Origin of the sequence: Bacterioplanes sanyensis (assembly GCF_002237535.1) — a bacterium.
Lineage (GTDB): Bacteria > Pseudomonadota > Gammaproteobacteria > Pseudomonadales > Oceanobacteraceae > Bacterioplanes > Bacterioplanes sanyensis_A.
In genome coordinates, this window is sequence record NZ_CP022530.1 from 4,001,672 (window position 1) to 4,028,615 (window position 26,944).

27 protein-coding genes are annotated in these 26,944 nt (G+C 54.8%); 13 read left to right on the plus strand and 14 right to left on the minus strand.

Going from position 1 to position 26,944, the window contains the following annotated elements:
* Window positions 1–9: 9 nt before the first annotated feature.
* The 4 genes from CHH28_RS18380 to lepB all read right to left on the minus strand — a co-directional run bounded on the left by CHH28_RS18380 (window position 10) and on the right by lepB (window position 3,159).
* Window positions 10–555: an NUDIX domain-containing protein gene (locus CHH28_RS18380; RefSeq protein ID WP_094061678.1), complete on the minus strand. Its 546-nt coding sequence runs from the start codon at window positions 553–555 to the stop codon at window positions 10–12.
* Between the two features lie 12 nt (window positions 556–567).
* Complete coding sequence (locus CHH28_RS18385) at window positions 568–1,533, minus strand: YheT family hydrolase (protein ID WP_094061679.1); 966 nt, start codon at window positions 1,531–1,533, stop codon at window positions 568–570.
* Between the two features lie 73 nt (window positions 1,534–1,606).
* Entirely contained in the window at window positions 1,607–1,963 is a 357-nt protein-coding gene (locus tag CHH28_RS18390; RefSeq protein ID WP_094061680.1) for a glutaredoxin family protein, read from the minus strand.
* A gap of 353 nt (window positions 1,964–2,316) precedes the next feature.
* Window positions 2,317–3,159 (minus strand): signal peptidase I, encoded by an 843-nt coding sequence (gene lepB, locus CHH28_RS18395; protein WP_233243657.1) that lies wholly within the window; start codon window positions 3,157–3,159, stop codon window positions 2,317–2,319.
* 83 nt (window positions 3,160–3,242) lie between these two features.
* On the opposite strand from lepB, the gene CHH28_RS18400 reads away from it, so the two are divergent.
* Window positions 3,243–4,232 (plus strand): alpha/beta fold hydrolase, encoded by a 990-nt coding sequence (locus CHH28_RS18400; protein WP_094061681.1) that lies wholly within the window; start codon window positions 3,243–3,245, stop codon window positions 4,230–4,232.
* Here the strand turns inward: CHH28_RS18400 and CHH28_RS18405 are convergent.
* Window positions 4,211–5,554, minus strand: coding sequence for a deoxyguanosinetriphosphate triphosphohydrolase (locus CHH28_RS18405; RefSeq protein WP_199243944.1), 1,344 nt, complete (start codon window positions 5,552–5,554; stop codon window positions 4,211–4,213). The genes CHH28_RS18400 and CHH28_RS18405 overlap by 22 nt on opposite strands.
* A 168-nt stretch (window positions 5,555–5,722) precedes the next feature.
* Here CHH28_RS18405 and CHH28_RS18410 point away from each other — a divergent pair, with 168 nt between their 5' ends.
* Entirely contained in the window at window positions 5,723–6,835 is a 1,113-nt protein-coding gene (locus tag CHH28_RS18410) for an NADH:flavin oxidoreductase (protein WP_094061682.1), read from the plus strand.
* A 97-nt stretch (window positions 6,836–6,932) separates the two neighbouring features.
* Here CHH28_RS18410 and CHH28_RS18415 read toward each other — a convergent pair whose 3' ends face one another.
* From CHH28_RS18415 to CHH28_RS18425, 3 genes are all read right to left on the minus strand, one after another.
* Window positions 6,933–7,517: an NADPH-dependent FMN reductase gene (locus CHH28_RS18415; RefSeq protein WP_157730001.1), complete on the minus strand. Its 585-nt coding sequence runs from the start codon at window positions 7,515–7,517 to the stop codon at window positions 6,933–6,935.
* A gap of 4 nt (window positions 7,518–7,521) precedes the next feature.
* A complete protein-coding gene (locus CHH28_RS18420) occupies window positions 7,522–8,136 on the minus strand; it encodes a glutathione S-transferase family protein (protein ID WP_094061684.1) in 615 nt (204 codons plus the stop codon).
* Between the two features lie 139 nt (window positions 8,137–8,275).
* Entirely contained in the window at window positions 8,276–10,081 is a 1,806-nt protein-coding gene (locus tag CHH28_RS18425; RefSeq protein WP_094061685.1) for a DEAD/DEAH box helicase, read from the minus strand.
* A 250-nt stretch (window positions 10,082–10,331) separates the two neighbouring features.
* Here CHH28_RS18425 and CHH28_RS18430 point away from each other — a divergent pair, with 250 nt between their 5' ends.
* Window positions 10,332–12,428, plus strand: coding sequence for an ATP-binding protein (locus CHH28_RS18430; RefSeq protein WP_094061686.1), 2,097 nt, complete (start codon window positions 10,332–10,334; stop codon window positions 12,426–12,428).
* A 45-nt stretch (window positions 12,429–12,473) separates the two neighbouring features.
* On the plus strand, window positions 12,474–12,755 hold the full coding sequence (locus CHH28_RS18435; RefSeq protein ID WP_094061687.1) for a pyrimidine/purine nucleoside phosphorylase: 282 nt from the start codon (window positions 12,474–12,476) through the stop codon (window positions 12,753–12,755).
* A 28-nt stretch (window positions 12,756–12,783) separates the two neighbouring features.
* On the opposite strand, the gene CHH28_RS18440 is transcribed toward CHH28_RS18435, so the two are convergent.
* The gene (locus tag CHH28_RS18440) at window positions 12,784–15,387 is read right to left on the minus strand and encodes a putative bifunctional diguanylate cyclase/phosphodiesterase (RefSeq protein ID WP_094061688.1); all 2,604 of its coding nucleotides are present in this window, start codon (window positions 15,385–15,387) and stop codon (window positions 12,784–12,786) included.
* A 17-nt stretch (window positions 15,388–15,404) separates the two neighbouring features.
* Window positions 15,405–16,043 carry a flagellar brake protein gene (locus CHH28_RS18445; protein ID WP_094061689.1) on the minus strand — a complete coding sequence of 213 codons (639 nt, stop codon included), beginning with the start codon at window positions 16,041–16,043 and terminating at the stop codon, window positions 15,405–15,407.
* 260 nt (window positions 16,044–16,303) lie between these two features.
* On the opposite strand from CHH28_RS18445, the gene CHH28_RS18450 reads away from it, so the two are divergent.
* The gene (locus CHH28_RS18450) at window positions 16,304–16,558 is read left to right on the plus strand and encodes a DUF3820 family protein (RefSeq protein WP_094061690.1); all 255 of its coding nucleotides are present in this window, start codon (window positions 16,304–16,306) and stop codon (window positions 16,556–16,558) included.
* The gene (locus CHH28_RS18455; protein WP_094061691.1) at window positions 16,558–17,265 is read left to right on the plus strand and encodes a glutamine amidotransferase-related protein; all 708 of its coding nucleotides are present in this window, start codon (window positions 16,558–16,560) and stop codon (window positions 17,263–17,265) included. The genes CHH28_RS18450 and CHH28_RS18455 overlap by 1 nt, the downstream gene beginning before the upstream one ends.
* Here the strand turns inward: CHH28_RS18455 and CHH28_RS18460 are convergent, their stop codons facing one another.
* Genes CHH28_RS18460 through upp form a run of 3 tightly spaced genes read right to left on the minus strand, consistent with a single transcriptional unit; the run spans window position 17,266 to window position 19,539 of the window.
* Entirely contained in the window at window positions 17,266–17,589 is a 324-nt protein-coding gene (locus CHH28_RS18460; protein ID WP_157730002.1) for a DUF3301 domain-containing protein, read from the minus strand.
* Window positions 17,590–17,607: 18 nt separating this feature from the next.
* Window positions 17,608–18,897 (minus strand): uracil-xanthine permease family protein, encoded by a 1,290-nt coding sequence (locus CHH28_RS18465; RefSeq protein ID WP_094061693.1) that lies wholly within the window; start codon window positions 18,895–18,897, stop codon window positions 17,608–17,610.
* A 15-nt stretch (window positions 18,898–18,912) separates the two neighbouring features.
* Window positions 18,913–19,539 carry a uracil phosphoribosyltransferase gene (upp, locus tag CHH28_RS18470; RefSeq protein ID WP_094061694.1) on the minus strand — a complete coding sequence of 209 codons (627 nt, stop codon included), beginning with the start codon at window positions 19,537–19,539 and terminating at the stop codon, window positions 18,913–18,915.
* Window positions 19,540–19,694: 155 nt separating this feature from the next.
* Here upp and CHH28_RS18475 point away from each other — a divergent pair, with 155 nt between their 5' ends.
* The 7 genes from CHH28_RS18475 to nhaD all read left to right on the plus strand — a co-directional run bounded on the left by CHH28_RS18475 (window position 19,695) and on the right by nhaD (window position 26,122).
* A complete protein-coding gene (locus CHH28_RS18475; RefSeq protein ID WP_094061695.1) occupies window positions 19,695–19,973 on the plus strand; it encodes a peptidylprolyl isomerase in 279 nt (92 codons plus the stop codon).
* Between the two features lie 60 nt (window positions 19,974–20,033).
* A complete protein-coding gene (locus tag CHH28_RS18480) occupies window positions 20,034–21,062 on the plus strand; it encodes a S1 RNA-binding domain-containing protein (RefSeq protein ID WP_094061696.1) in 1,029 nt (342 codons plus the stop codon).
* Window positions 21,063–21,076: 14 nt separating this feature from the next.
* Entirely contained in the window at window positions 21,077–22,669 is a 1,593-nt protein-coding gene (locus CHH28_RS18485; RefSeq protein ID WP_094061697.1) for an ABC-F family ATPase, read from the plus strand.
* A gap of 239 nt (window positions 22,670–22,908) precedes the next feature.
* Window positions 22,909–23,121: a ParD-like family protein gene (locus CHH28_RS18490; RefSeq protein ID WP_094061698.1), complete on the plus strand. Its 213-nt coding sequence runs from the start codon at window positions 22,909–22,911 to the stop codon at window positions 23,119–23,121.
* Window positions 23,111–23,905, plus strand: a complete 795-nt coding sequence (gene map / locus CHH28_RS18495; protein ID WP_094061699.1) for a type I methionyl aminopeptidase — start codon at window positions 23,111–23,113, stop codon at window positions 23,903–23,905. The genes CHH28_RS18490 and map overlap by 11 nt, the downstream gene beginning before the upstream one ends.
* Before the next feature lie 188 nt (window positions 23,906–24,093).
* A complete protein-coding gene (locus CHH28_RS18500; RefSeq protein WP_094061700.1) occupies window positions 24,094–24,744 on the plus strand; it encodes a cyclic nucleotide-binding domain-containing protein in 651 nt (216 codons plus the stop codon).
* A 121-nt stretch (window positions 24,745–24,865) separates the two neighbouring features.
* Window positions 24,866–26,122, plus strand: coding sequence for a sodium:proton antiporter NhaD (gene nhaD, locus CHH28_RS18505; protein WP_094061701.1), 1,257 nt, complete (start codon window positions 24,866–24,868; stop codon window positions 26,120–26,122).
* Here nhaD and CHH28_RS18510 read toward each other — a convergent pair.
* On the minus strand, window positions 26,060–26,842 hold the full coding sequence (locus tag CHH28_RS18510; RefSeq protein WP_094061702.1) for a glutathione S-transferase family protein: 783 nt from the start codon (window positions 26,840–26,842) through the stop codon (window positions 26,060–26,062). The genes nhaD and CHH28_RS18510 overlap by 63 nt on opposite strands.
* Window positions 26,843–26,944: the final 102 nt, after the last annotated feature.

Sequence of the window (26,944 nt, forward strand, 5' to 3'; positions counted from 1 at the left end):
TGCTGACCTCTAAATCAAGCCGCGCAGACGCGCACCCTGCAATGCCGCAACCGTCATTGCATCGGTAATCTTGCCGTCCATCACCCACTGCAATGCAGTGGTGGCTTCTATCCTCTGCACTTGCAGTTGCTCGGTTTCCTCAGGTGCAGCAGCACCTTGCGTCAGACCTTTGGCCAGATAGATAAAGCCCTGTTCGTCGGTGACGGAGTTGCTCAGATGCAAGGTTTGCAGCAGCTGCCAACTCTCGGCAATCAGCCCGGTTTCTTCGGCCAATTCGCGCTGGGCACAGGCCAGCGGCGCCTCTCCCAGAGGTGCGCCCCCCATGGGCAGTTCCCAATGGTATTGATCCACTGCAAACCGATATTGGCCGACCAACCAGGTAAACCCTTGCTCATCAATGGGCAAGATGGCCACCGCTTTGGTTTTAAAACGCACCACGCCGTATATGCCATCCTTACCTGCCGGGTTAATCACGTCATTGTGCTCCAGCGACAGCCAAGGATTGTCGTAGACCTGAGTACAACGGCGTACTTGCCAAGGGTTTTCTTCACTCACCGCTAATCTCCTTCACTGACCACTGTTAACCGCTTGAATAAAAGCCAGTGCTCGTTGTTCCATCCAATACGTCTGATCGGTACTGCGCGTCACAAACCCAACATGCCCTCCATAGCGCGGCTGTTCCAGGTGTAAGTAGCGTGATGCGCGAGCAATCTCAGTCGGGTAACAGGCCTTGGCTAAAAACGGGTCATCTTTCGCATTGACCAGCAAGGCAGGCACTCGAATATTCTTAAGATGATGGACACAGCTGCTTTGCTGCCAATAATCGTGGGCATCTTCAAAGCCATGCAAAGGCGCGGTGTAACGATCATCAAACTGCTTAAATGTGCGAATCTGGTGATAACGCTCCACCGACACCAACTCGGGAAAACGCTGCGCCTTGTCACTCATTTTGCGCTGTAAGTCGCGCAGGAAGCGCCACATAAACACACGATTACGCCGCTTGGCCAGCTGCTCGGCGCTACTGCGCAAATCACAAGGCACCGAAAACGCCACCACACTGCGCACAGCGGCATCCAAGCTGTCGCGACCAGCATGCAACAAACTCAAATTACCGCCCATGGAGAACCCCACCAAGTGAATAGCTTGGTAGCCTTGCTGGCGAGCGCATTGAATGACAGCCGCCAAATCCTCCGTCGCACCACTGTGGTAACTGCGAGGTAAGCGATTCGGCCGGCCACTGCAGCCACGAAAATTCCAACTCAACGCATCCAACCCTTGCCGGTTGGCCTGCCTCATCACCCCGAGCACGTATGGCCGACGCGAATGCCCTTCGAGACCATGCGAAACGATCACCAGCTGATCGCCAAAGCCACGGCTCCAGTCCAAATCGAGAAAGTCGCCGTCATCAAGCTCAATGCTTTGGCGCTGTAAATGCTCGGTTGGCAAGCGCCGAAACAACGTCGGGTAAATGCTTTGCACATAACCATTAGCAAAACCAAAAGGCGCCTGGTAGGCAGAATCAAGCAGCGGCATAAGTCCTCCATAGCACTGCGCTATGGTAACCGTCAGCCGGCGTTAATGAAGGGTTGTTTTTGCCAGTCGCAGCTTAGAAGTGGCTGTCTAGGTACTTGAGGATTTTATCTGGACTGTAGAGCCAGTGTTCTTTTTGGCCATCGGCGATGCGCAAGCACGGCACTCGAGGCTGGCCACCGCCACGCACCAGCTCATTACGGAAGGAGTTGACCCGGTCCACATCCTTTTCCACCACACGCAGACCCAACTTGGCGCAGTGACGCTTGACGGAGATAGACGAAGGGCAAGAGCGGCAAAAGTACAGCTGCATGCGACGCGACTCTCGATTGAGACGACTTTGCTCGCGCTGATCGCGACTGACCGGGCGTACCGGCACAACACGATCCATCAGATTCAAAGCCATGCCCTTTATTTGCCGGGTCAGATTCATAGATACCGCCATAATTTTGCTAACCGTCATCAGGACGTTACAAACATGTGAACCGAGCGGCATTTTAGGGAAGCGAATTTAAATATCCAGCCTTTTTGCGAAAAAAATCACATTGTCGCTATACGAAGTAAAACTCAGTAATGACGGGCGCTGCAGCGGAGAAGTGGGCATAGAAATTGCGGATAAATTTGAGTTTTATCCGCGTTCTTTTTTATGACTTAGAGGTATTAAAACTGGTCAAATTGTGGCCACCAAACCACGTTCCGACAGCAACAACATTGCCATCATCAGCAGTATCACCAGGGTCAGCACCCAACGGGTAAACTGACACGCTTTGCAAGGTGGCTTTGCCATCAGTTCATCCAGCGATTGCGGTCAAACGATGGAATGTCGGTCCAGCTTTCCCAGTGCATCCACACCGCCGTGGCTTTGCCAACAATGTTGCGCTCGGGGACAAATCCCCAGCTGCGACTGTCGGCGCTGTTGCCGCGGTTGTCGCCCATCATAAAGTAGTGCCCTTCTGGTACCGTCCACTGACCTTCAGGACCGGCCCAAATAACCTCTGCACTGGTGCGCATATCGCGCGCTCGCACCCACTGGATATCGGCGTCGTGCTCGCCCAGGGTTTCCTGCGCTAGGTAACGTACTGGGTTATACACCGGCACACCGCCCAGTTCCTCGGTCGCCACTTCCTTGCCATTAATGGTCAGTTGGCGATTGCGATAAACGATCTCATCACCGGGCAACCCCACGACGCGCTTAATGAAGTAGCGTGGATCGTCTGGCGGAAAAAACACCATCACATCGCCGCGCTCTGGCATGCCAATCGACACCAGTTCGTTGCCAAAGACCGGCATACGCAGGCCGTAGTGAAACTTACTGACCAGAATAAAATCGCCTTTAACCAACCCCGGCTCCATCGAGCCAGATGGAATTTGAAAGGGCTCGGCAACAAAAGAGCGCAATACAAACACCAGCGCCAGTACCGGAAAAAACGACTTCGATTGCTCAATAATAAACGGCTCTTTCACCGTTTCATCAAAGTGGCTGGATTGCTGAGCGCGACGTTTGCCAAGCCAGAGTTTATCGGCGGCTGCAATAATCCCGGTCACGGCCGTAGCCACCATCAATACCAGGGGAAAATCGATATCCATAATGTCGTCGTACTCACTGTTGTCGATTTGCTTGCTGGGCATTCTAACCGCCCACCCCCGTGCTGGCGAGAAAAGCCGCCCGTCCGCATACAACTCGGCGGGCTTTGGCTAGAATACTGGGCACTATGACTGTGATACGCACCCCAGACGGCATCGAGCTGGCATACGAATGTTTTGGCCAGCCACACCACCCCAGTGTCATCTTGATAATGGGCTTGGGTGCGCACATGCACATTTGGCCTGATGCGCTGTGCCAGGCGATTGCCGAGCAAGGCTATCAAGTGCTGCGTTTTGACAATCGCGATGTCGGCCGCTCCAGTGCCTTAGCAGAACACGGTACTCCCAGTCTGCTGCGCACTTGGCTGCACACCAAACTCAAGCGCAAGCCGAACATTCCCTATACGCTAAAGGACATGAGTCGCGATGTAATTGCGCTGATGGACGCGTTGGATATCGACAGCGCACATTTGGTGGGCGCCTCCATGGGCGGCATGATTGCTCAGATTCTGGCAGCCAAGAAGAAAAAACGCGTACGCAGCCTGACGTCGATTATGTCGGCAGCGAGCAGCCCAGGATTGCCTGACCCTAGGTTAAAAGTCCTGCTGCAGTTGGCCAAACGGCCGCCACCTTACAATCGTGAAGCCGCCGTGCGTTACAACATGCGTATGAATCGACTGATTGGCAGTCCGGGCTACCCATTGGACGATGAGCAATTACGCGAACTGGCAGAAACCAGCCTGGCGCGCAGCAATGACCCCGCCGGCTTTAAGCGTCAGCTGGTGGCCGTCACCGCCGCCGGAGATCGGCGTCCCATGCTAGGAAAAATAAAAGCTCCCACGCTGGTGATTCATGGCTCTGACGACCCGCTTATTCCGCTGCGCATGGGCATCGATACCGCCGCTGCCATTCGCAAAGCAAAACTGAAAGTCATTCATGGCATGGGACACAATTTGCCGCCGGCTTTGGTGCCACGGCTAACCAAGTTATTGGCCAAGCATCTGAAAAGAGCCGAGAAAAAATGGCAGAAAAAGCAGCTCAAACTGCACAGTCGATCAGCGCCGCTAGAGCTGGTCAGCGGCGCTGATGGCATTCCTCAAAAACGACTGGGCGGCTGATAACCGGAAAACTGGCGCGCTATATCAGCGGCGTAGTTGTCCGTCATACCAGCGATAAAATCGATCACACGCATGTACGCCTGATACAACGACCAATCGGCTTGCGGTGCTGAGCGCCCCATTAATTCCAGCACGCGGTGATTGCGAAAGGTCGCCTCACCACGCAGGATTCTTTCCTGTGCAGCGCTTAAAAACGCTTCCAATAAAGTGCCAAGGGTGGAATACGAACCAATTTCTACCGCCAGTTTGCGGCCATCACGAAAGATACGCTCTCGCGCCAATTGCTTGGCCGCAGCCACCACCTGCTGCACCGGCGCTGGGCAATAGTCGATAATATCGCCTTGCAGTTGGCCTGTGAGAATCTGCGTTTCGTGTTGCACAAACGCATGGCTCACCGCAGCGACCATGGATTCCATCACCTGGCCGCGCAACATCTGCAAACGCCGCCGATCATTGTCAGCTTGTTCCAGTTGCAGGCTTTGCTCTGACCAGTGCTCCTCCAATAGCGGCTGCAATAGCTGTTCGACTTCAGCGTATCGCAGTAGCCCCATTTCGATGCCATCTTCTAAATCGATCAGGCCGTAGCAAATATCGTCAGCGGCTTCGAGCAAATACACCAACGGGTGGCGCGCCCAGCAGTTGTCACTGACCTCCAACATACCCAGTGCAGTAGCCACTTCCCGCAAAATCGAAAGCTCGCTTTGATAACAGCCAAACTTTCGCGCTTGACCCGTCAGTACCTGATCGACGCTCCATGGGTATTTCAAAAACGCTCCCAAAGTGGCGTAGGTCAGGCGCATGCCGCCATCAAAGCGGTGATACTCCACTTGCGTAACCAGACGAAAACCTTGCGCATTGCCTTCAAACGTCTGCAGGTCGGCCCGCTCCAGAGTGGATAGCGGCGCCAAAAAATGCTGATTTTCTGGTGCCTGAAACCAGTGGCGAATGGCATCTTCACCGGTATGGCCATAAGGCGGGTTACCAATGTCGTGCGCCAAACAAGCCGCCTGCACCATGGCACCGACATCGCTGGCTTCGATGCCAGCAGGTAAGCGCTGCGCCAATGCCTGGCCGACACGCGTGCCCAACGAGCGTCCTACACAGGCCACTTCCAGACTGTGGGTTAAGCGTGTGTGAACATGATCATTTTCCGACAGTGGGTGTACTTGGGTTTTACGATCGAGGCGGCGAAATGCCGAAGAAAACACAATGCGGTCGTAGTCTTTGTGAAACGGCGAGCGCCCTAGTTCGATGTCCAGGCGACCTTGTGGTTCGCCGAAACGCTGCGGCGACAACAATTGCTGCCAGCTCATGGCCTGCATAACACGTCCTTTGCCGATGGAGTCGGCTTATTAACGCCAAAGCCGAGATGAGTTGCAATTACTGCGCGCATTCAGCACAGATGGAACAGTCAATGACACAAATAGCACTTATCATTTAAATTGTGCCATCTATGCTGGAGCTGTTTTTGAATCACAGCGGATACCCCTATGAGCACAGCAGCATTATTTAATCCGATCCAGCTAGGCCCTCTGCAGCTGAACAACCGTATTGTTATGGCGCCAATGACGCGCACTTTCTCGCCCGGTAACGTGCCCAACGACTTAAATGTCGCGTATTACGCACGCCGCGCCGAAAACGGAGTCGGCTTGATCATCACCGAAGGTACCTGTGTTGGACACCCCGGTGCCAATGGTTATCCGCGCGTTCCCTTTATTCATGGCGAATCAGCGCTGGAAGGCTGGCGTAAGGTAGTGGCCGCCGTGCATGCCAAAGGCGGTAAAATTGCCCCGCAACTGTGGCATGTAGGCGCGATTCGCAAAGCCGGCATCGAGCCTGATCCAGAAGTGCCGGGCTACAGCCCGTCTGGCCTGATCGCTCCGGGCAAAGAAAATGGCGTGGCCATGAGCAAGCAGGACATCGAAGATGTCATCAATGCCTTTGCCCAAGCAGCCGTCGATGCCAAAGCGGTTGGATTTGATGCTGTGGAAGTGCACGGCGCACACGGTTATTTGATCGATCAGTTCTTCTGGGCCGGCACCAATGAGCGCGACGATGAATACGGCGGCGATGCTGTGCAACGTACACGATTCGCTTGCGACATTGTGCGAGCAATCCGCGAGCGCGTAGGTGATGAGTTCCCGATTATTTTCCGCTTTTCACAGTGGAAACAGCAGGATTACAACGCACGTCTGGCCGATACACCGGAGGAGCTGGCGGCCTTCTTAGCGCCGTTGGTGGAAGCCGGGGTGGATATTTTCCACTGCTCAACACGACGTTTCTGGGAAACCGAGTTTGAAGGCTCAGAGTTGAACCTCGCCGGTTGGACCAAAAAACTCACCGGCAAGCCAGCCATTACCGTCGGCTCCGTTGGCTTAAATGCCAGTTTCATCGACGAAGATAAGCGCGACATGGTCGATGCCTCTGGTGTTGCTACCGCTTCTATTGAGCAGCTGGCACAGCGCCTTGAAGCTGAGGAGTTTGACATGGTGGCCGTCGGCCGCGCGCTGCTGCAAGATCCGGACTGGGTCAACAAAGTCAAAGATGGGCGCTTGGATGAGCTGCAGGATTACAGCAAAGAATCGCTGACGCAGCTGGTGTAAGAAAACGTGAGCCAATCAGTGCCAGCTCGGCACTGATCGGCTCTCAAGCTGCCCGATCTAACACACGATAACGTGTTGCTAGCCGCGGCAACTTGGCTCAAGACATGCCGTTGCCAAAATCCGCCAAACCAGCAGTCAGCTGCTCGCGCAGCGGCGCCAAAGCACCGGCGTAAGTTAATAATTGATCAACAGCGTAGCGGCTGCGTTTGTCTAAATATTCGTCGCTGTCGCGTCCAGATTGTCCGCTCCACAAGTCATTGGCATCGCGTAAAATCAAATGCTCTGGCAAAAACAGCAAACGAGAGTTTTTGTAGCCACTGCTGCGCAGCTCGGCAATGACAAAGGCACCGCCTACTGAGCCAGACACCGCCACTAACAATACCGGCTTGTGTGCCAACTCCTCTTTGCCAAGCCACAGCAACAGGTTTTTCAACGCCGCCGGCGCCATGCCATGCCACTCTGGCACGACAAATACAAAACCGTCTGCCGCGTTGGCTTTGGCGCGTGCACTGGATACAAATTCGTCGTCTGCCTGGGCGCCGTCCCACAACGGCAATGGCTGCTCGTGTAAATCGATCAGGCTGGCGTTGCCGTCTAAATAGCGCTGATTGAGCAGGTCGCTGATACGACGGCTATTGGATTCGGCGCGCTGACTGGCGCTGATGATACAAATCTGGCTCATACAATTAATACTCCACTGAATAACTTGGGCGTTGCTGCATACGTTGGTACCAGGCATGAATGGCAGGGTGCTCCTCGCCCGCTTTGATTTTCACCACACGGGCAAAATCCAGCGCGCACACCGCGGTGATGTCCGCCACACTAAACGCATCGCCGGCGACATACTCATGGTGTTGCAACTGCTGCTGCAAAATAGCTAGGAAATCACGCGCCTGCTGACCAGCCACCTCACCATAGGCCGGTACCGGCGTCATGCGATCGGCAAAATAGCCGCTGGTATGCTGAAAACAATGCGCCACCGGCAACATAAAACCAAACTCTACGCGTCGATCCCACATATCAATGCGGGCACGGCTGGCAGCATCAACACCAGTAAGCAGCGGCGAACCGGAGTATTCATCGAGATAGCGGTTGATCACCGCCGCTTCTGACAAATAGCTGCCGTCGTCCAGTTGCAGCAGCGGAACTTTGGCCATCGGATTGTGCTGTATGAAAGGTGGCCGCAAGTTCTCACCGTCAGCCAAATCCAGATAGATGATGTCCAGCTGCAAGTCTTTCTCAGCCAATAACATCAAAGTCCGGCGCGGGCTGGGTGCCCGCCGAGCGCTATAGAGTTTCATCTCAGTGTCCTGTGACATAACAGGCACTGTGATAGCACAACGGACAACAAAGACCCAGTGTTGCCGACAGCAACACTGAGTTATGGTGCGAACACCCTAGTATGAAGAGGCTGGCTAAGCCGCCAGCGAGGGCCAGTGTTTAACTGGCCTGACGACGGGGTTTGTTGCGGTTAAACTTCTTCTGGCCATCGCCGCGGCGCGGACCCTTATTGCCATCACGACGTGGTGGACGACCACCTTCCGGCACTTGCTCTGGGTTATAGGCTTTCAGGCCCAGTGCTTTGCCGCACACGCGAGCACGCTTCAGCGTTTGCAAGGTTTCCGGTGGCATGCCAGCGGGCAGATCGATCACCGAGAACTGACCCAAGATTTCGATATGACCGATGTATTTGCTGTCCAGCTCGGCTTCGTTAGCCACAGCACCAACTAGGTTGCCAGGGCGCAAGCCATCGTCGTAACCGATGGCGACTTGGTAGCGCACCATGTCGACGTCTTTCATGCCTTTTAATGGCTTAGGCTGTGCTTCTGGCAACGCTTTACGACCACGTTCGCCGCGCTCACCGCGTTCCGGACGCTCGCGATCACGCTCTGGACGCTCGCGGCGCTCTTGCATGCGTTGATCGGCTTTTTCGTCCAAGAACAGTGGCTTATTGCCTTGCAGCAAAGCCGCGGCAGCGGTGGCCAAGTCCAGTGCATCGAGCGGGTGCTCACGCAGCAGCTCTTCGATCATTTCGCGATACAGCTTGTTTTGTTCTGGCTTCACCGCATCCATCAAACGGCCCATAAAGCGCTGACGACGTTTGTCGTTGACGTCTTTAGCCGTCGGCAATGGCATTTCTGCAATGGTTTGACGGGTGGCTTTTTCAATGTCACGCAGCAAACGCTTTTCGCGTCCGCGAATGAAGGCAATGGCTTCACCATCACGACCTGCACGGCCAGTACGACCGATACGGTGCACGTACGACTCCGTATCGGATGGAATGTCGTAGTTAATTACGTGACTGATGCGCTCGACGTCCAGACCACGCGCCGCTACGTCCGTCGCCACAATAATATCCAGCTGACCACGCTTGAGCTTGTCGACGGCTTTTTCGCGCAGTTGCTGCGGAATGTCACCGTTCAACGGCGCACAGCGAAAGCCTTGAGCCTGCATGTACTCAGCGACCTCTTCGGTAGCTTGCTTAGTGCGCACGAATACCATCATGGCGTCGAAGTCTTCGACTTCACAGATACGCAGCAAAGCATCGTTTTTGTGCGCACCGGCCACAAACCAGTAGCGCTGACGAATATTGGCGTTGGTGGTGGTTTTGGTTTTGATTTTAACCTGTACCGGATCTTTCAAGTGCGTTTCAGCGACCTGCTGAATTTCACGCGGCATGGTGGCTGAGAACAACGCCACCTGACGCTGGCGCGGGGTGTGTTCCAGAATCCAGTTCACATCATCGATAAAGCCCATGCGCAGCATTTCATCGGCTTCGTCCAGTACCACGGCTTTAATATCAGCCAGGTTCAGGGTGCCGCGGCGCAAGTGATCCATCACTCGACCGGGTGTACCAACCACCCATTGAGGGCCACGCTTCAGTTCGCGCAGCTGGCTGCCATAGTCGGCACCACCGTAAACAGCAGAAACACCCACACCTGGCATGTATTGGCTGTAGCTTTTAACCGCCTGCGCCACCTGCTGCGCCAATTCACGCGTGGGTGCTAATACCAACACTTGCGGTGACGGTTGTTCAGTTTGCGTGCGCGCCAAAAGCGGCAAGGTGAAAGCAGCGGTTTTACCGGTACCGGTTTGTGCCATACCCAGCACATCACGCCCTTCCAGCAGAGACGGGATACTGTCTGCTTGAATCGGTGATGGTTCTTCGTAGCCCAAAGTTTCCAGTGCACGAAGAATAGAAAAAGGTAAGCCCAGGCTAGCGAAGCCTGTCGTAGTGTCGGTCATGAAAGATCCTGCTGTATTGTCAAAGAGGGTGGGCGTGGCCGTTCTCACACTCTGCGCAACACGGCGGGCCCGACTCGGGGGTATTTCAAAGGCGCGGGAGTGTATCGAAAAATGCCGCCTAATGCCCGTCTTATTTTCATTGAGTGCGCTAAAGTCAGGCAATCTAGCCCTCGCAGGCTATTTATTAACGACTCAATACAAACCGATCAGCAGCTGCTAGGCTAAGCACAGCGCACTACTAGTCCAAATTATGAACATAAAAACGCGTATTCTGTTGTCTGCGGTCGCGCTCCAGCTGATCGGTTTTGCTGTGCTGATCTACCGCAACAATGCTCACATCAGTGACACGGTATTAGACGACAGCCATCGCCAGTTCCTGCAATCCGTTGACATGGCAGTCAAACACTTCAACGACGCCTCTGATGTGATGGAACGGATGGCGGCGGGTCTGGCACGCTCCGGAGAGTTGCTGCACCAACAGCGTCAATTGCTGAACCGCAGCGTCCTGGAGAACCAATCGCGCCAATTGCTACTGCGCACCTTCGACGATTTTGACCAAGCCATTGGTGGTGGCATCTGGTTTGAGCCCTTCGCCCTGAAACCCACACTGCGCTACTTTGGGCCGTATGTTTTTCATGCCAGCGATGGCCTGACCTTCAGCTGGGAGCTGAGCAACGCTGACTACGACTATCATCAGCAAGATTGGTATCAGCTGGCATTACCACCCGGCTGGGACCGGAGCCTGCGCCGTCATGCGCCATTTTACTGGACGCCGCCCTACGTCGACCAAGCTGGCAGCGAAGCGCTAATGATGACTGTCGATGCACTGATGTACGATGCCAATCAACGCCTAATAGGCATGTCTACCGTCGACTGGGCGTTGGGCCATGCGCGTGATTATGTGCAGCAGCTTGCTCCCACCCCCAATAGCCACAGTTTTATGTTTCATCCCGCCAGCCAGATGTCGGTGCTCGATCAAGGCAACGCTGAATTTACCCCTCTGGGGCAACTCAGCGACTGGCAGCAAAGTTTGATGGCGATCGAAACCGGCTCTTTTCATCAGCTGGTGCTGCCACAAACTGGCAATGAATACTTTATTTACGCCGGTAAAACAGATACCGGTTTTGTGCTTGGCTTTGCCGTGCCCAAGGCCGATCTGATTGCCACAACCCAAAGCTACACCGCTCACACCTTGCCCATCAGTGCGTTAATCGCCGCGCTGTTTGCTGCCGCCATGCTGCTGATCCTGCGCCTGTTGTTTGGTCCATTCGACACCATTTTGACCCTGCTGCGCTCGACCGTCGCCTCCAATCAAAGCGGCAACGATGTGCCAGTGCAGCCCATTCGTTACCAAGGCAATAATGAGTTCTCAGCCATCATCAGCACCTTCAATACGCTGGTGAAGCAAGTACAGGAATACAGCCAGCAAGTGGCGACCAGCAACGCCGCTCTGCTAGAACAGCAGCGCACGGTGGAAGAGCTCAACAGCAGTTTGGAGCAAAAGGTCACACAGCGCACTGAGGAGCTGCAGCAAAAGAGTAGCGAGGCGCTGGAGTCATTACGGCAGCTGAAGCTGACGCAAAATCAGCTGGTGCATATGGAAAAGCACGCCGCCTTAGGCGACATGGTGGCAGGCCTGGCGCATGAAATTAATACCCCGCTGGGCATTGGCGTCACCGCCGTCAGTGCGTTGGAAGACTACCTGGAAGAGCTCAACAGTCAGTATCAAAGCGATCAGCTGAGCAAAACGCAGCTGCGGGATTTCATCAGTTTTGCCGAAGAAAGCATCGACATCACCGGCGATAACTTAAGGCGTGCAGCCGATATGATCGGCCGCTTTAAACAAGTGGCAGTCGATCAGGCCAGCGAGCAGCGTCGTGACTTTGAGGTTGGCGACTACCTGCAGTCCATCGCCAGCTCGTTGCGCCCCAATTATAAGTACCGGCCAATTGACGTGCGCTTTGAGGTGGCCGAACGCATCATCGTTTCCAGCTACCCAGGGGCCTTGGCGCAAGTCATTACCAACCTGATGATGAACTCCCTCACCCACGCTTTCGATCCGGATCAAAACGGCACCATATTGCTGCGAGCCGAGCGTCAGGACGACAAACTCATTATTCATTACAGCGACGACGGCAAAGGCATGGACGCCGAGGTACTCGAGCACCTGTACGAGCCGTTTTTTACTACCCGCAAAGGCAAAGGCGGCAGCGGCCTGGGAGCACACATTATTCACAACCTGGTCACTGGCCAATTGCATGGCACCATTGAGGTTACCTCAGCTCCCGAGCAAGGCTGCCACTTCACTCTGACATTGCCCTGTAACCCACCCAGTGCTGGCGTATAATCGCGGCCACCACTTCATGTCGAAGTGCCCCTTACAGGAACCGTTATGTTACAGGTAAACCAATATTTTGATGGCAAGGTGAAGTCCATCGCCTTGCAGACCGAGACCCTGCCAGCCACCGTCGGCGTCATGAGTGCGGGTCAATACCAGTTCTCCACCAGCCAAAAGGAAGTCATGACCGTGGTGTCTGGTACGATGACAGTGCGCTTACCGTCTGCTGACGACTGGCAAACCTTTGCTCAAGGTGAATCCTTCACGGTTGCCGCCAACGTCAGCTTTGATGTCGACGTTGCTGGCGACACCGCCTATTTCTGCACCTACGAATAACCCAAACAGCAGCCGTCACCCCGGCTGCTTAGCCTGTTGCTGGCAATAACCACGGCTGCAATTGATGCACGGGGACGGGCTGGCTAAACAGAAACCCTTGGTACACCTCACAGTGGTGATCACGCAAGAACATCAGCTGCTGCTCACACTCCACGCCTTCCGCCAGCACCTGCAGCCCAAGCCCCTTTGCCATATTGATGATGGTTGAGGTGATCACCCGCCCGTCGTCTTCCGCCAGCCCGGTGACAAAGCTGCGATCAATTTTGAGCTTATCGACCTTATAGCGATGCAAATAGGCCAGCGACGAATAACCGGTGCCAAAGTCGTCGACCGCCAGTGAAATGCCCAGCTCTTTCAGTCCGGCGATGGTGCCCAGTACCGCCGGTGTCGGTTCCAGTAGCGCGCCTTCGGTGATCTCCAGCTCGAGCCAGCTGGAGTCAATGCGGTAGCGTTGCAACAGCAAGCTCAGAGTTTCTACCAAGCCACCCGCCACAAACGTTGGTTGAGTAATGTTGACCGCTACCGTCAACGGCCGCACGCCACGCTGCTGCCAATGGGCAATTTGCTGACAAGCCAATGTCAAAGCACAGGTATCCAGCTCGGGCATCAGGCCGTTGTCCTCGGCTACCGGTAGAAAGCGCCCTGGCGCTATGATGCCATCGTCCGGGTGCTGCCAGCGCATTAACGCCTCAAGGCCGACCACGCGGTTGCTTGCCATGCACACCTGCGGCTGATAATAGAGCTGCAACTGGCCGCCACGCTGCAACGCATGGCGCAACTGACTGCCCAGCTCCAGGCGATCGCTGGCAGCGCGAGTCATTTCATTGGAGTAGAACTGATAGTGGTTACGGCCGCGCTGTTTGGCGCGGTACATTGCCACATCGGCATTGCTGAGCAGCTGCGTCACACTGTTGCCGTCGTCCGGATACAGAGTGATCCCCATGCTGGCGCCAATCATCAACTCCTGACCAATGCCCAAGTCAAATGGCTGGCACAGTAAGCGCTTAATGATGTCGGCAATCTTTGCCACATATTCACGCCCCTGCACCTGCTCAATCATGACCATAAAATCGTCGCCGCCCTGGCGCGCGACGGTATCCGAATCACGCAAACGACGTCTCAGCCGCTGAGCAAACTGCTTTAACAAACGATCACCCGCCGGGTGGCCGAGGCTGTCGTTGATGTGTTTGAAGTGATCTAGATCGATGGCAATCAACGCCAGTTGTTGGCCATCATGACCGTGCTCAATGGCATGCTGCAGGCGCTGTATCAGCAAGCGCCTATTCGGCAAGTTAGTGAGCGAGTCGTAGTGCGATAACTGTTCCAGCTGTTGCTCTGAGCGGCGCTGACTGGACATATCGGTAAACACGCCGACATAGTTGCCAGTTTTGCCAAGCCCATCCTGCACTGCGGTAATGGTTAACCACTGCGGGAAAATTTCACCACTGCGCCGGCGGTTCCAGACTTCACCGCGCCATTGCCCGGTGATCGACAGCTGGCGCAGCATATCCTGATAAAAACGAGCGTCGTGGCGACTGGATTTCAGCACGGCAATGGAATGCTGCAACACCTCGCTTTCATCGTATCCAGTGATGCGACTGAACGCTGGATTGATGGCCTCAATCATGCCGTTGGCATCGGTGACCACCACGCCTTCATTGGTGGATTCCAACACCTTAGCGGCTTGCAGCAAGTGGCGCTCTCGCACTTCCTGCTCGGTGATATCTTGCAACGAGCCATAGCGCGCGATCGCTTGGCCACTGTCGTCAGTGATCACTTCCGCCATGCCGTGCAAGGTGCGTTGTCGCCCATGCTGATCGATGATGCGATAGGTGAGATCGGTTGCTTCCCCGCGCCGTACGCTGTCGTGTAACTCGTGGCGCACACGCTGGCGATCATCAGGGTGCAAATGACGATAAAAGTCGTCAATGGTCACCAAACGCTGATCTTCGTCCAGGCCAAAAATGCGCGCCGTCTGCTCAGAGATGGTGATCTGGCCACTGACCAAATCGTCAAACCAGCTGCCGATGGAGGCCAATTTCTCGGTGCGCCGTAGCAGCTGCTCACGCTGGCTAAGCTGCTCCATTACTCCAAGGCGATCCACCATCAGGTAGCACAGGTGGGCAAAGGTCGATAACAGCTGCAAACAGGCGCGGCTCAAGGCCTCGGACTGGGTATTCTGGAAAATAAATAACAGGCAGCCACCGTCTACTTGGCGGCCAACCACCGGCACCAATATCACCTGTTGTGCCTGCAGTGCGGTCAGCACACATTGCTCGGCTTCCAGCTCGGTTTCGGTGGCGAACTGGCGTACCGCCGGGCGCAGCACCAAATGACACCATTGCTCGCGCTGTTGCAACAGCTGCCGTACCCGCACACCAAGCGGCTCGGTCTGTTGCGCGGATAGCACAAAACGTCCTTCTTCTCGGGTATCCGCTGGTGGACACAACAACAGTGCCGCATCCGTGGCGCGTAACCGCTTGCGCAAATGCTTCAAAGCGGTGGCGATGTCCGCTTCGACGGTTTCATGACCTGAGGTCAGAAATACACGCGTCGCATGATCCAATACGGTTTGCAGCTGCTGCTCCAGTGCAGCATGGGCGTTTAGTTGACGTGTAGAAGGGTCAATCATGGCGCTGGGAACACCCCTCAACCATGAATATTGGATAACACATAGGCGTGCAACATAACTCGATCGGCGTCGTTCATCTCATTGAACTGCACACCAATACTGCAACTGCCCTCTTCTTCCTGATAGGAGCGCACTAACGCATTCACGGTCACGATGCGCTCAACCCCACTGACTTCCAGCTGCGCACTGATGCGAATGTGGTCGCCGCTGGCAACGGGTAAATGCTTGGCGGTGACGCGCGCGCCACCGATGCTGAGGTCGTTTATCAGAGCCGAGCACTGGCGTTCAAACTCTGGCCCATGATGGATGGAAACAATCAAACGCACCTTGGCACGCACGCTTTTGCGCACCTCTCCAGTCACGACTGTGTCCGGCATTGCCAAATGAATATGAGCATAGGGCGCGCGTGATACGTGCAGCACCTCAGTACGAAAGGCACAGGCGCTATTCACCTGAGGCGCAAACAACCTGACGGCCAGTCCCATGCCGAGCTTCAAAGTCATGGGTGAGCCATTAATGATAGGGGTCGTCACAATGATGCTGTGATTAGGGCGGTAACCCAGCAGAACGCTGCGGTCTCTTTCGCTGGAGTAACCGTCAAACTCCAGCTGCATGGGTTGCCCAGGCAATAGTTTCAGATCTTCAAACCGAGCCAAACTGTGGTCCGCTCCACTGCAGATACGCCGTCATATGCGCTGTGTTCTCATACCTTAGCGTCACTGTACACCTGAACAAGGCGAAAAGGGTCAAAAGGTGTCGCGATGGCACGAATATACCACCTTACTAACAGAACAGATAGCCAGAACAGATGTCGCCGGACGGGTGCCAATGTTGCTCAACAGCCACACCAGTGCGCTTGTCAGCGCCAGCGCAGCACAGGCAAAATTGACGTCACTCTATACCGGTGAACAGAACGATGTGGAAAAACGAAGACCTGATACACCTGGTGACGACGCCCATGCCATTTGGTAAGTACCAGGGGCGCGTGTTGATCGATCTGCCAGAAGCTTATCTGCTATGGATGCAACAGCGCGGCTGGCCCAATGGCACCCTGGGACAGTGGTTGGCGCTGGCATTGGAGATCAAGATCAATGGCCTGGAATCGCTACTCGAGCCCTTGCGCCAGCACAAACCTATTCACCGCACGCACACTTCGGGGGAATACCACTGATGCTACGCCTCGGCCTATTAGAAACCGATGAGCTGTACGACGACCTGATTGATGACTACCGCTCTTATGGCTGGATGTTTCGACGCTTTTTTGAGGCACTGGGTGCGAAATGGCAATACCGGCACTACCACATTCAGCAGGGGCAATGGCCGCAACAATGGGACGAGTGTGATGCCTGGCTGATTACCGGTTCTAAAAGCGGGGTCTACGACGACGCGCCCTGGATTCCACAGTTGCAACAGTGGATTCAACAGGCATATCAGCAGCAACAGCGCTTGCTCGGTATTTGTTTTGGCCATCAGATTCTCGCCCACAGCCTGGGCGGCTTTGCGGGCCAGAGCCAGAAAGGCTGGGGCATTGGCGTGCATACCACGCACATTGAGCACAGGCCATTGTGGTTGAACGACGATCAGGCGCACATTCGTTTACTCTACAGCCATCAGGATCAAGTAGAACGCTTACCGCGCGAAGCCAGGCGCCTAGCCGGCAGTGACTTCTGCCCCAATGCCGCGTTTTACATTGGCGATCAGGTACTGGGTTTCCAGGGGCACCCGGAGTTCACTCGAGAGTATTTGCAGCGCCTCTTGCCAAGACGCGTCGACAGCATCGGAGCACAAACGCTGCAGCGCAGCTTCAATGGCCTGGATCAGGCCACCGATGAGGAGCGCGTTGGGCGCTGGCTCATCAGTTTCATCGAGCAGCGCTGACTACAGTTGGTGCGGCTCCAGATCCAGCGACACTAAGCGCCGGCCGTGTAACACCATCTCACCGCGGTAGCGCTCGGTACCATGGCCGGAAGAGAACTCAAAGCAGTAGCGCCGCTCAAGGTTCCAGCGACCGGGGTCGAGCCAGCGACCGGCCAGTAAGCGCCAGCCACACATGTACAAGGTGTCGTCCAACAGCTGCAATTGCAGCTGCTGGCAATGGCGCCGCAAAATAAACAACGCCATCATTTTTGCCTGTTGCTGGCGTTGCCACAATAGCCAGGCCAGCCCGGCAGACACCACCAGCAGTAACAAAGTCCAACTCATAACCGGTTCCATCCGGTGTTATCGATGATGCTCAACAAAGTCGTCAACAACGGCCTGTTCTTCGTGCAAGTCATCCGCTTCCGCCTCATGCGGTAAAATCAGGTTAAGAACAATAGCGACCAAGCCACACAAGGCAATGCCTTGCAGGGTCCAATCCTTCGACCCAATGGCCATGCCGCCAATACCAAAGACCAAGGTGGTGGCAACAATCACCAGATTGCGCTGCGCCGCCATATCGACGCGAGCTTTCACCAATATGTTCAAGCCTACACTGGCAATCGAGCCAAACAGCAGCACCAAAATGCCGCCCATCACGGGTGCTGGGATGGTTTGCAAAAACGCACCAAACTTGGCGATAAACGCCAGCACAATGGCAAACACCGCCGCCCAGATCATCACCACAGGATTAAACGCCTTGGTCAGCATCACCGCCCCAGTCACTTCTGAGTATGTGGTGTTCGGTGGTCCACCAAATAATGACGCCGCTGAGGTGGCTAAACCATCGCCCAGCAAGGTGCGATGCAAACCCGGTTTTTCGACGTAGTTTTTACCGGTCACACTGCCAATCGCCAAAACGTCACCAACGTGTTCAATGGCCGGCACAATGGCAATGGGCAACATAAATAAAATGGCGGCGAGATGAAACTCTGGCGCCACAAAATCCGGCACCGCCAACCAGCTTTTTTGCTCGACTGGGGTCATATCGACCATGCCAAACATCCACGCCAGCGCGTAGCCTACCGCCACACCGGCCAAAATCGGAACCAGACGGAACAGACCTTTACCCAGAGCTGACACCAGCAAGGTCACCAGCAAAGCGCCCATAGAAACGATCACAGCATCGGTATAAGGAAACAGCTCAGCGCTGCCGTCACCGGTTTTCCCCATCGCCATATTTACCGCAATGGGTGCCAAGCCAAGGCCAATCACCATGATGATAGGGCCAGTCACAACGGGTGGCATCAGTCGGTGTAAAAAGCCCGGGCCTTTCAGTGCCACCAAGGCTGCCAGTGCGATGTACACCAAACCCGCACAAAACAGCGACCCCATGGTCGCAGCCATGCCCCAGGTGTCCACGCTGTATGAAATCGGCGCGATAAACACAAACGACGACGCCAAAAAGACTGGCACCGAGCGCTTGGTCACCAGTTGAAACAACAGCGTACCGATACCGGCGGTAAACAGCGCCACAGATGGATCCAAGCCGGTAATCAGGGGCATCAGCACCAAGGCACCAAACGCCACAAACAGCATTTGCAGACCCGCAAGCACAGTGCGCCAGCCCTGTGCAGTAGATAAGTTGCTCATAATTGCCGACCTGTATTATTGAGTGCCAAAGATTTTGTCGCCGGCATCGCCCAAGCCCGGAATGATGTAGCCGTTTTCGTTCAAGCGCTGGTCGATGGAGGCGGTATAAATGTCGACATCTGGGTGTGCTTTTTGCACCTTGTCGATGCCTTCCGGCGCGGCAACCAGCACCAGTGCACGAATGCTGGTGCAGCCAGCTTGCTTGAGCAGGTCAATGGTCGCAATCATCGAGCCGCCAGTGGCCAGCATGGGGTCTACCACCAACGCCATGCGCTGGTCGATATCACCGGCAAGTTTGTCGAAATAGCTGACCGGCTCCAGGGTTTCTTCGTCGCGGTAAAGGCCAACCACGCTGATTTTGGCGCTTGGCACCAGCTCCAGCACCCCATCTAGCATGCCAAGACCGGCGCGCAAGATGGGCACCACGGTGAACTTCTTACCCAGAATACGCTCCGCCTGGATATCGCCACACCAGCCATCAACCGTGTACTTTTCCAGCTCCAGATCTTTGGTCGCTTCGTAGGTCAGCAGGTTACCCACCTCACCGGCCAATTGGCGAAAGCTGCGGGTGCTGATGTCTTTAGCACGCATCAGGCCCAACTTATGTTGCACCAGTGGATGACGGATTTCATGAACGCTCATTGGCTTTCCCCCTGCGATTGGTATTGGTATCGGCAAATTCGGCGCGCGATTCTCGCACATGCGCGGCGCTGGGCGAAGCAATTCGAATAACTGAGCGGTCAGATTTTCCGGCATAATGGGCCGTTGTCACTGTATTACCTGTCCGGAGAGCCACCATGCGCCGCGCCTGTGCCCGCCATATTCTCGTCAAAACCAAATCGCAAGCCATGGATCTGAAACAACAACTGGCCAAAGGTGCCGATTTCGCCCAGTTGGCAAAGCGTCATTCGCAGTGCCCATCGAAGGCCAATGGCGGCAGTCTGGGAGAGTTCAATCGCGGCGAAATGGCCAAAGCCTTCGACGATGCGGTGTTTAAAGGCCCTCTGTTACAAATCCAAGGGCCAGTGCGCACCCGCTTTGGCTATCATCTGATCGAGACCATTTATCGAAGCTAAACGCCGCCCGTGCTACACTCGCGCGCTTTATTTTTTCTGCACACAGGCACCTGACTCACTATGGCCGAACTCGGACGCACCAACACCCTCACCGTGGTCGAGCTGGCCTCACAGGGGGCTTACCTGGATGACGACGATCAACAACCTATCTTACTGCCGAATAATCAATGCCCAGAGGGCATTCAAGTGGGCGACGAGTTGTCGGTGTTCGTGTATCTGGACTCCGATGACCGTTGGATCGCTACCCGCCAGCGCCCGCGCGCGCAGGTGGGGCAAGTTGCCAACCTCGAGGTGAAAGATGTCAACGCCATGGGTGCGTTTCTCGACTGGGGGCTGGCCAAAGACTTGCTGGTGCCGTTCTCCGAGCAAAAGCAAAAGTTGCAGGTTGGCCAGCAGTGCCAGGTCTACGTCAGCATCGACAACACCGGTCGCCTGATCGGCAGTACTCGCCTGAATCGTTTTATCAAAGACGAAGCCAAAGCCCAGTGGCCAGGCGCTGATGATCCCTACAACAACGGCGATCGCGTTAAGCTGTTGATCAGTCAGCGCACCGACCTTGGTTATAAAGCCGTGGTCGACGACCAGTTCTGGGGCGTGTTGCACAACAACGATGTACGTACCGCAGTGCGACCTGGCCAGCGTCTGACCGGCTTCATCAAGCGTGTACGCGATGATGGCCGCCTGGACTTAAGCCTAGAGCCCGTCGGCAAAGACAAAGTTAATCTGCTGGCAGACCGCATTCTCGACAAGCTCAAACAGCAAGATGGCAGACTGTGGCTGAGTGATCAAAGCAGCCCGGAAGAAATCGAGCAGCAGCTCGGCGTATCAAAGCGGGCGTTTAAAGCCACCATCGGCCGCCTGTTAAAGCTGGGTAAAATACGCATCGAAGATCAGTCCATTGCCCTAAACGACGCTGAGCCTGTGGCGGGCCGCCAGCCACAAGGGCCAAAACCACCGAGTAAACAAGCACGCGCCGCCGCTGAGCAATTAAAGCAGCAAAGCGCCGCCCAAACGCCGAGCAAGAAGATTTATCGTAATCCTCGCAAAAGCGCCAAAACACTCTCTCTTTCATCTAAAAAGTCTAGTTAAATCAGGATTTTACCGTGATAACGACCGCCAACATCACCATGCAGTTCGGTGCCAAGCCGCTGTTTGAAAACATTTCCGTCAAATTCGGCGACGGCAACCGCTATGGCCTGATTGGTGCCAACGGCTGTGGCAAATCCACCTTTATGAAAATCCTGGATGGCTCGCTTGAGCCATCGGCTGGTTCCGTCAGCATCAGTCCGGGCGAGCGTCTGGGTAAACTGAACCAGGATCAGTTCGCTTTTGAAGAGTTTATGGTGCTCGATACCGTGATGATGGGTAATCGCGAACTGTGGGCCATTCGCCAAGAGCGCGACGCCATCTACGCCAACCCAGAAGCGAGCGAAGAAGACTACATGCGCGCCGCTGAGCTGGAAGGCGAATTTGCCGAACTGGACGGCTACACTGCCGAAGCCCGCGCCGGGGAGCTGCTACTGGGTGCTGGCATTCCACAGGAATACCACAATGGCCCTATGGCTGAAGTGGCGCCAGGCCTGAAAGTGCGGGTGTTATTGGCCCAAGCTCTATTTTCCAGCCCTGACATCTTGCTGCTCGATGAGCCGACCAACAACTTGGATATCCATACCATTCGCTGGCTGGAAGGTGTGCTCAACGACATGAAGTGCACCATGATCATCATTTCCCACGACCGTCACTTCCTCAACTCGGTGTGCAGCCACATGGCCGACATCGATTACGGTGATATCAAGATTTACCCAGGCACTTACGACGACTTTATGATCGCGTCCACGGCGGCACGCGAGCGCTTGCAAGCCGACAACGCTCGTAAGAAAGCTCAGATTGCTGAACTGAAGCAGTTCGTCAGCCGCTTCTCTGCCAACGCATCAAAAGCCAAACAGGCCACCTCACGCGCCAAGCAAATCGACAAAATTGAGCTCAACGACATCAAACCGTCGAGCCGTCAAAGCCCGTTTATTCGCTTTACCCAAGAGAAAAAACTGCACCGCCTGGCACTCGAGATCACCGAGCTGTCGCATGGTTACGATGGCGAAACCCTGTTTGCCAATACAGATTTAATGGTCGAGGCCGGTGAGAAAATTGCCGTGATTGGTGCCAACGGTGCCGGTAAAACCACCTTCCTGAAATGCTTGGCTGGTGTGCTGGAGCCCAACCAAGGCACAGTCAAATGGGCTGAGAACGCCGATGTGGGTTATTACGCTCAGGATCACGAATACGAGTTTGAAGGCGGCCAGAACCTCTACGACTGGATGGAGCAATGGAAAACCCAGGAACATGACGATCAGGCTGTACGCGGCAGCCTGGGACGTTTGCTGTTTAATCAGGACCAAATCAAAAAATCGGTCAAAGTTTGCTCCGGTGGTGAAAAAGGCCGCTTACTGTTTGGCAAGCTGATGATGGGCAATCACAACGTCTTGTTAATGGATGAGCCGACCAACCACATGGACATGGAGTCTATTGAATCGCTCAACCTGGCGCTGGAGCTGTACGAAGGCACCTTGGTGTTTGTCTCCCATGACCGCGAGTTTGTATCCTCGCTGGCCACCCGCATTATTGAGATCAAAGACAACAAGATCGTCGACTTCCACGGCAGCTATGACGAGTACCTTAAGTCGCAAGGGCTGGAATAAAACCCTGCACAGCGCCACCAGATCAAAAACGCCGGGCTTTGCCCGGCGTTTTTGTTTTTATTGCCTTTGCTGCCCTGTCTTTGCCGATCTACCTTTGTTAACGCTGCCCTTGTTAACTCTGTTTTTGCCAACCGTGCTTTTGCTAGCGCGTTTTTATCACCCTGGCCGCTGCCGCCCTTGATTTTTGCTCACATCAACACAAATATACGATTCATATATAAAAGATAACGGATCAGATAATGGGTATCGTAAAAATCAACGACGAGCTGCACGACGATCTGCGCGATGCCAGCCAGGCCATGTCGCGCTCTATTAATGCCCAAGCAGAGCATTGGCTGCGCCTTGGCATGCTGGCCGAGCTCAATCCTGAGCTCACCTACCCACAACTCACCCGCTTGTTGCTACAGCATCCACAGGCCTCACTGCAGGATCTACTAAAACATGCCAGTTGAATTAAAGTCGCCGCTGCAGCTGCAGCGCATGCGCCGCTCAGGCCAGCTGCTGACTCAGGTGTTCGATATGCTCGACGAGCACATGCAGGCGGGTATCAGCACCATGCAAGTGAATCACTTGGTAGAGCGCTTTATCATCGATGAGCTCAAAGCACGCCCGGCCAGCAAAGGCCAGTACGACTACCCTTATGTGTTAAATTCTTCGCGCAACGAAGTGGTGTGCCATGGCATGCCCAGCAGCGATGAATATCTGCAAGACGGCGACATCATTAATATCGATATCACGCTGGAAAAAGACGGCTACATAGCCGACTCCAGCAAGATGTATTGCATTGGCCAAGTATCAGACGCTGCGCAACGCTTGGTAGACACCACCTACGACGCTCTGTGGGCCGGGATCGATGCCGTCAAACCGGGTGCTCGTTTGGGTGATGTTGGCCACGCTATCCAGAAACTTGCCGAACGCGCGGGCTACAGTGTTGTGCGCGAGTTCTGCGGTCATGGCATTGGCCAGCAGATGCACCAAGCCCCCGAGGTATTGCACTACGGTCGCCCCAACACCGGTTTAGTGCTGCAACCCGGCATGACCTTCACCATCGAGCCCATGATCAACCAAGGCAAACGCCGACTAAAACATTTGGACGATGGCTGGACTGTGATCACGCGTGACAAGCAACTGTCCGCGCAGTGGGAGCACACCTTGGCAGTGACCGAAGACGGGGTCGAAGTGCTAACCCTACGCAAAGACGAAACGCGCCACCCAGGCTCCATAACAACAGTTTAATCAGTAGTCGCAACGCCTGAATTCACAAGGCTTTCAGGCAATTTTTGTGAGCACATTCACGAGCTATTGTGTTACTTTCTGTGTCAGATCAAGTCCAATCCAACCAGTTCACATCCCGCTTAGGTGACGTCTTTTCTCTTACCGTTGGCGTGCTATAGTCCCAGTACTTACAGATTCAAGGACTCATAATGCACCGTGTCACTCGAGAGGAGTATCCGATTGATTCTCTGCAGCGCCTGGTCAATGGCGTCACGTTTTTCAAAGACCTGATTCAAACCGACAGTTCACAGTTTGAGCTGTTGATGAGTGTGTCGCAGTTCGTCACGGCCGACCCGGATGAAACCATCATTCATCGCGGCGATGATGCCGATACCCTCTACTTTTTGCTGCGTGGCCAGCTGATTGTGCTCAGCGACGATGACAGCACCGAGGTCATCAATGAAATCAATCCAGGTGAAATGTTCGGCGTTATGGCCATGTTGCTGAATCATCGCCGCTCCGCTTCGATTCGCGTCAAAGGCCGCAACGCACTGCTGGCCGGCATTGATTACCGTCACGTGAACGACGTCGACGACTTTGGCACCTTTACCTTGGCGACCAAAATCAGCTTCTTCCGCATGCTGTCGAACAATCTGCGTTGGACATTAGAGCGCAACAAGATGGAAGTGCCGGACCATCCGCTGGTCAGCCGCTTGCGCAAGCTGCCTCTCTACACTGGGCCGAAAAACACCGTTGAAGAGCTGCATGCGCTGAAAAACTTATCGCATCAATTGGCCGAGCTGCTGAGCGACTGGAATGCCAGCACCAATGCCGCCAGCGGCGACTGGATGAGTTTCTGACGATTTGAGCCAGTGCTTGCTGGCTTTGTCATCAGGGTTTAAATACCACGATTTGTTCCTTCATTGACGGCCACGGTGGCTTTACAATAGCGCGGCATTTTCTTGCCCGAATGAGTGACCCATGCCTGACTTTCTCCCCTATGTGCTGATTTCTTTAGCACTTGTAGGACTGCTTGCCGTTGTTTTAGAAGAAGTAATTCATATCAACAAGGCGCAAGTGGTGCTCTTCCTCGGTGCCCTGTCGTGGGTTTTGCTATTCATGTTCACGCCGGACGCTGACCACCACCAGCGTGTGCGCGCCGGATTGGATGAAAACATCGCTGAAATTGCCAGTTTATGGCTGTTTTTACTCGCTGCGATGACCTTTGTTGCTTACCTCAACAAAAAAGGCCTCATCGAAAGCATTATCTATAAGCTGCTGCCGCAGCAAATATCCGAGCGTAAACTGCTGCTGCTGACGGCGCTGTTCGCATTTGCCTTTTCATCGCTGGCCGACAACATCACCGCCACCCTGGTTTCCATCGCGCTTATTTTGTCGCTGAGATTGCCTGCCAAAAAGACACTGCGTTTCTCGACCGTGGTGGTGTTTTCGGTCAACTCGGGCGGCGTTGCTATGATCACCGGCGATGTCACCACGCTGATGATCTTCTTGGCTGGCAAAGTCAGCATCACCAATTTGTTGCTGCTGTCGGCACCGGCTTTGCTGGCAGTACTGGTATTGGCCGCCTTACTGGCTCGCCCATTGACTGCGGTGGCCACCATTGACCGTCAGCCCAGCGAAGTACAGCGGGTCGATGTGGTCATTGCCGTGGTCTTTTTGATGACCATTCTCAGCACGATTCTGTGCAACGTGGTGTTCGATATACCACCGGTACTGAGCTTCCTGACGGGCCTGTCGGTTATGTTCTTGGTAGCGCGCGCATTCGGAGAAGACACCGAGACTCACCCTATTCTCAACTACATTCGTCAGATTGAGTTCGATACCTTGTTGTTCTTCCTCGGTATCTTATTACTGGTCGGCTCGCTGAAAGAGATTCATGCGCTGGATACCTTCGTGCGCCTGTACGAGTTCTTGCCGGCCTGGGCGGCCAATTATCTGATGGGATTGCTATCAGCCATGATTGATAACGTCCCGCTGACAGCGGCGCTGCTGAAGGCTGATGTGACCATGAGCTTGCAAGAGTGGATGAGCCTGACGTACGCCGTGGGTGTTGGTGGCTCTTTGCTGATCATTGGTTCAGCGGCCGGGATTGTTGCGATGAGCAAAATCCCCGCCCTGACCTTTGGTGCTTACCTGCGCTACTTTGCAGCTTTGCTAGTCGCTTACAGCGTTGGCTACGCCGCCGTGCTGCTGCTCGGCCAGTTCGTGACCCGCTGAGCGAAAGCGCTCGTACAAAGACTGCAGCGGCGCCAGGTTATGGCGCTGCTGATTAAGCCACCCTTGCAACTCCCCTGGCATCGACTGCGGCCACGGCACATCAAAACCGGCTGGCTGAAACAGTGGTGCCAGTAACGACGCTGCGCTGATATCCGCGCGGCTGAACTCAGGCCCAGCCAAGAAAGGACCCTGCTGATACGCCTGACCCAGCTCATCTAACGTATGTTGTAGGCGTTGCTGTGCCGCAGCGGCAGTGCGCTCATTGATACGCATCCAACGGCGCATGCCCTTTTCCACCTTGCCAAATCCAAGGCGCAGCAACCAACTGACATGCCAAGGTTGGCGATAGCTCAGTAGTGGGATAATCAGGGATGGCTGCTGCAACAGATAGTGATAACACAGCAGTCGCACATCCGGACCAGTTTCATCGTCTAAGCGCTGTTCCCACTCTCGGGCGATGGCCTGGTGCTTTGAAGAAACTGGCGTCAGCCTGTGTTGCGGATATTGCTGTTCGAGATAGTCAATGATCTCGGCCGAGCCTTGAATCTTCAGACCGTTGTCTATCAACAATGGCACGCTGCTGCTGCCCGCCAGTGAGCGAATGGTGCGTACATGGCGCCCCGGCAGTAAATCCTGCACCTCGTAGTGAAGACCTTTGTAGTCTAAGGCCCAACGAACTTTTTCACAGAAGTGGGATACAGGAAACTGATACAGTCGCATCTCGGAGCCGTTCCTTGCCAGAATAAAGCGCTCACCATAGCAGACGCGACTCGGCGATCAAACGTTTATTCGGCTCACAAGTGGCTGATCCGATCATAGTTT

Coding starts and splice junctions, on each gene's coding strand:
- CHH28_RS18385 (WP_094061679.1), bottom strand. CDS start 1,533: ATGCCGCTGCTTGATTCTGCCTACCAGGCGCCTTTTGGTTTTGCTAAT.
- CHH28_RS18390 (WP_094061680.1), bottom strand. CDS start 1,963: ATGAATCTGACCCGGCAAATAAAGGGCATGGCTTTGAATCTGATGGAT.
- lepB (WP_233243657.1), bottom strand. CDS start 3,159: ATGCCCAGCAAGCAAATCGACAACAGTGAGTACGACGACATTATGGAT.
- CHH28_RS18400 (WP_094061681.1), top strand. CDS start 3,243: ATGACTGTGATACGCACCCCAGACGGCATCGAGCTGGCATACGAATGT.
- CHH28_RS18405 (WP_199243944.1), bottom strand. CDS start 5,554: ATGCAGGCCATGAGCTGGCAGCAATTGTTGTCGCCGCAGCGTTTCGGC.
- CHH28_RS18410 (WP_094061682.1), top strand. CDS start 5,723: ATGAGCACAGCAGCATTATTTAATCCGATCCAGCTAGGCCCTCTGCAG.
- CHH28_RS18415 (WP_157730001.1), bottom strand. CDS start 7,517: ATGAGCCAGATTTGTATCATCAGCGCCAGTCAGCGCGCCGAATCCAAT.
- CHH28_RS18420 (WP_094061684.1), bottom strand. CDS start 8,136: ATGAAACTCTATAGCGCTCGGCGGGCACCCAGCCCGCGCCGGACTTTG.
- CHH28_RS18425 (WP_094061685.1), bottom strand. CDS start 10,081: ATGACCGACACTACGACAGGCTTCGCTAGCCTGGGCTTACCTTTTTCT.
- CHH28_RS18430 (WP_094061686.1), top strand. CDS start 10,332: ATGAACATAAAAACGCGTATTCTGTTGTCTGCGGTCGCGCTCCAGCTG.
- CHH28_RS18435 (WP_094061687.1), top strand. CDS start 12,474: ATGTTACAGGTAAACCAATATTTTGATGGCAAGGTGAAGTCCATCGCC.
- CHH28_RS18440 (WP_094061688.1), bottom strand. CDS start 15,387: ATGATTGACCCTTCTACACGTCAACTAAACGCCCATGCTGCACTGGAG.
- CHH28_RS18450 (WP_094061690.1), top strand. CDS start 16,304: ATGTGGAAAAACGAAGACCTGATACACCTGGTGACGACGCCCATGCCA.
- CHH28_RS18455 (WP_094061691.1), top strand. CDS start 16,558: ATGCTACGCCTCGGCCTATTAGAAACCGATGAGCTGTACGACGACCTG.
- CHH28_RS18460 (WP_157730002.1), bottom strand. CDS start 17,589: ATGAGTTGGACTTTGTTACTGCTGGTGGTGTCTGCCGGGCTGGCCTGG.
- CHH28_RS18465 (WP_094061693.1), bottom strand. CDS start 18,897: ATGAGCAACTTATCTACTGCACAGGGCTGGCGCACTGTGCTTGCGGGT.
- upp (WP_094061694.1), bottom strand. CDS start 19,539: ATGAGCGTTCATGAAATCCGTCATCCACTGGTGCAACATAAGTTGGGC.
- CHH28_RS18475 (WP_094061695.1), top strand. CDS start 19,695: ATGCGCCGCGCCTGTGCCCGCCATATTCTCGTCAAAACCAAATCGCAA.
- CHH28_RS18480 (WP_094061696.1), top strand. CDS start 20,034: ATGGCCGAACTCGGACGCACCAACACCCTCACCGTGGTCGAGCTGGCC.
- CHH28_RS18490 (WP_094061698.1), top strand. CDS start 22,909: ATGGGTATCGTAAAAATCAACGACGAGCTGCACGACGATCTGCGCGAT.
- map (WP_094061699.1), top strand. CDS start 23,111: ATGCCAGTTGAATTAAAGTCGCCGCTGCAGCTGCAGCGCATGCGCCGC.
- CHH28_RS18500 (WP_094061700.1), top strand. CDS start 24,094: ATGCACCGTGTCACTCGAGAGGAGTATCCGATTGATTCTCTGCAGCGC.
- nhaD (WP_094061701.1), top strand. CDS start 24,866: ATGCCTGACTTTCTCCCCTATGTGCTGATTTCTTTAGCACTTGTAGGA.
- CHH28_RS18510 (WP_094061702.1), bottom strand. CDS start 26,842: ATGCGACTGTATCAGTTTCCTGTATCCCACTTCTGTGAAAAAGTTCGT.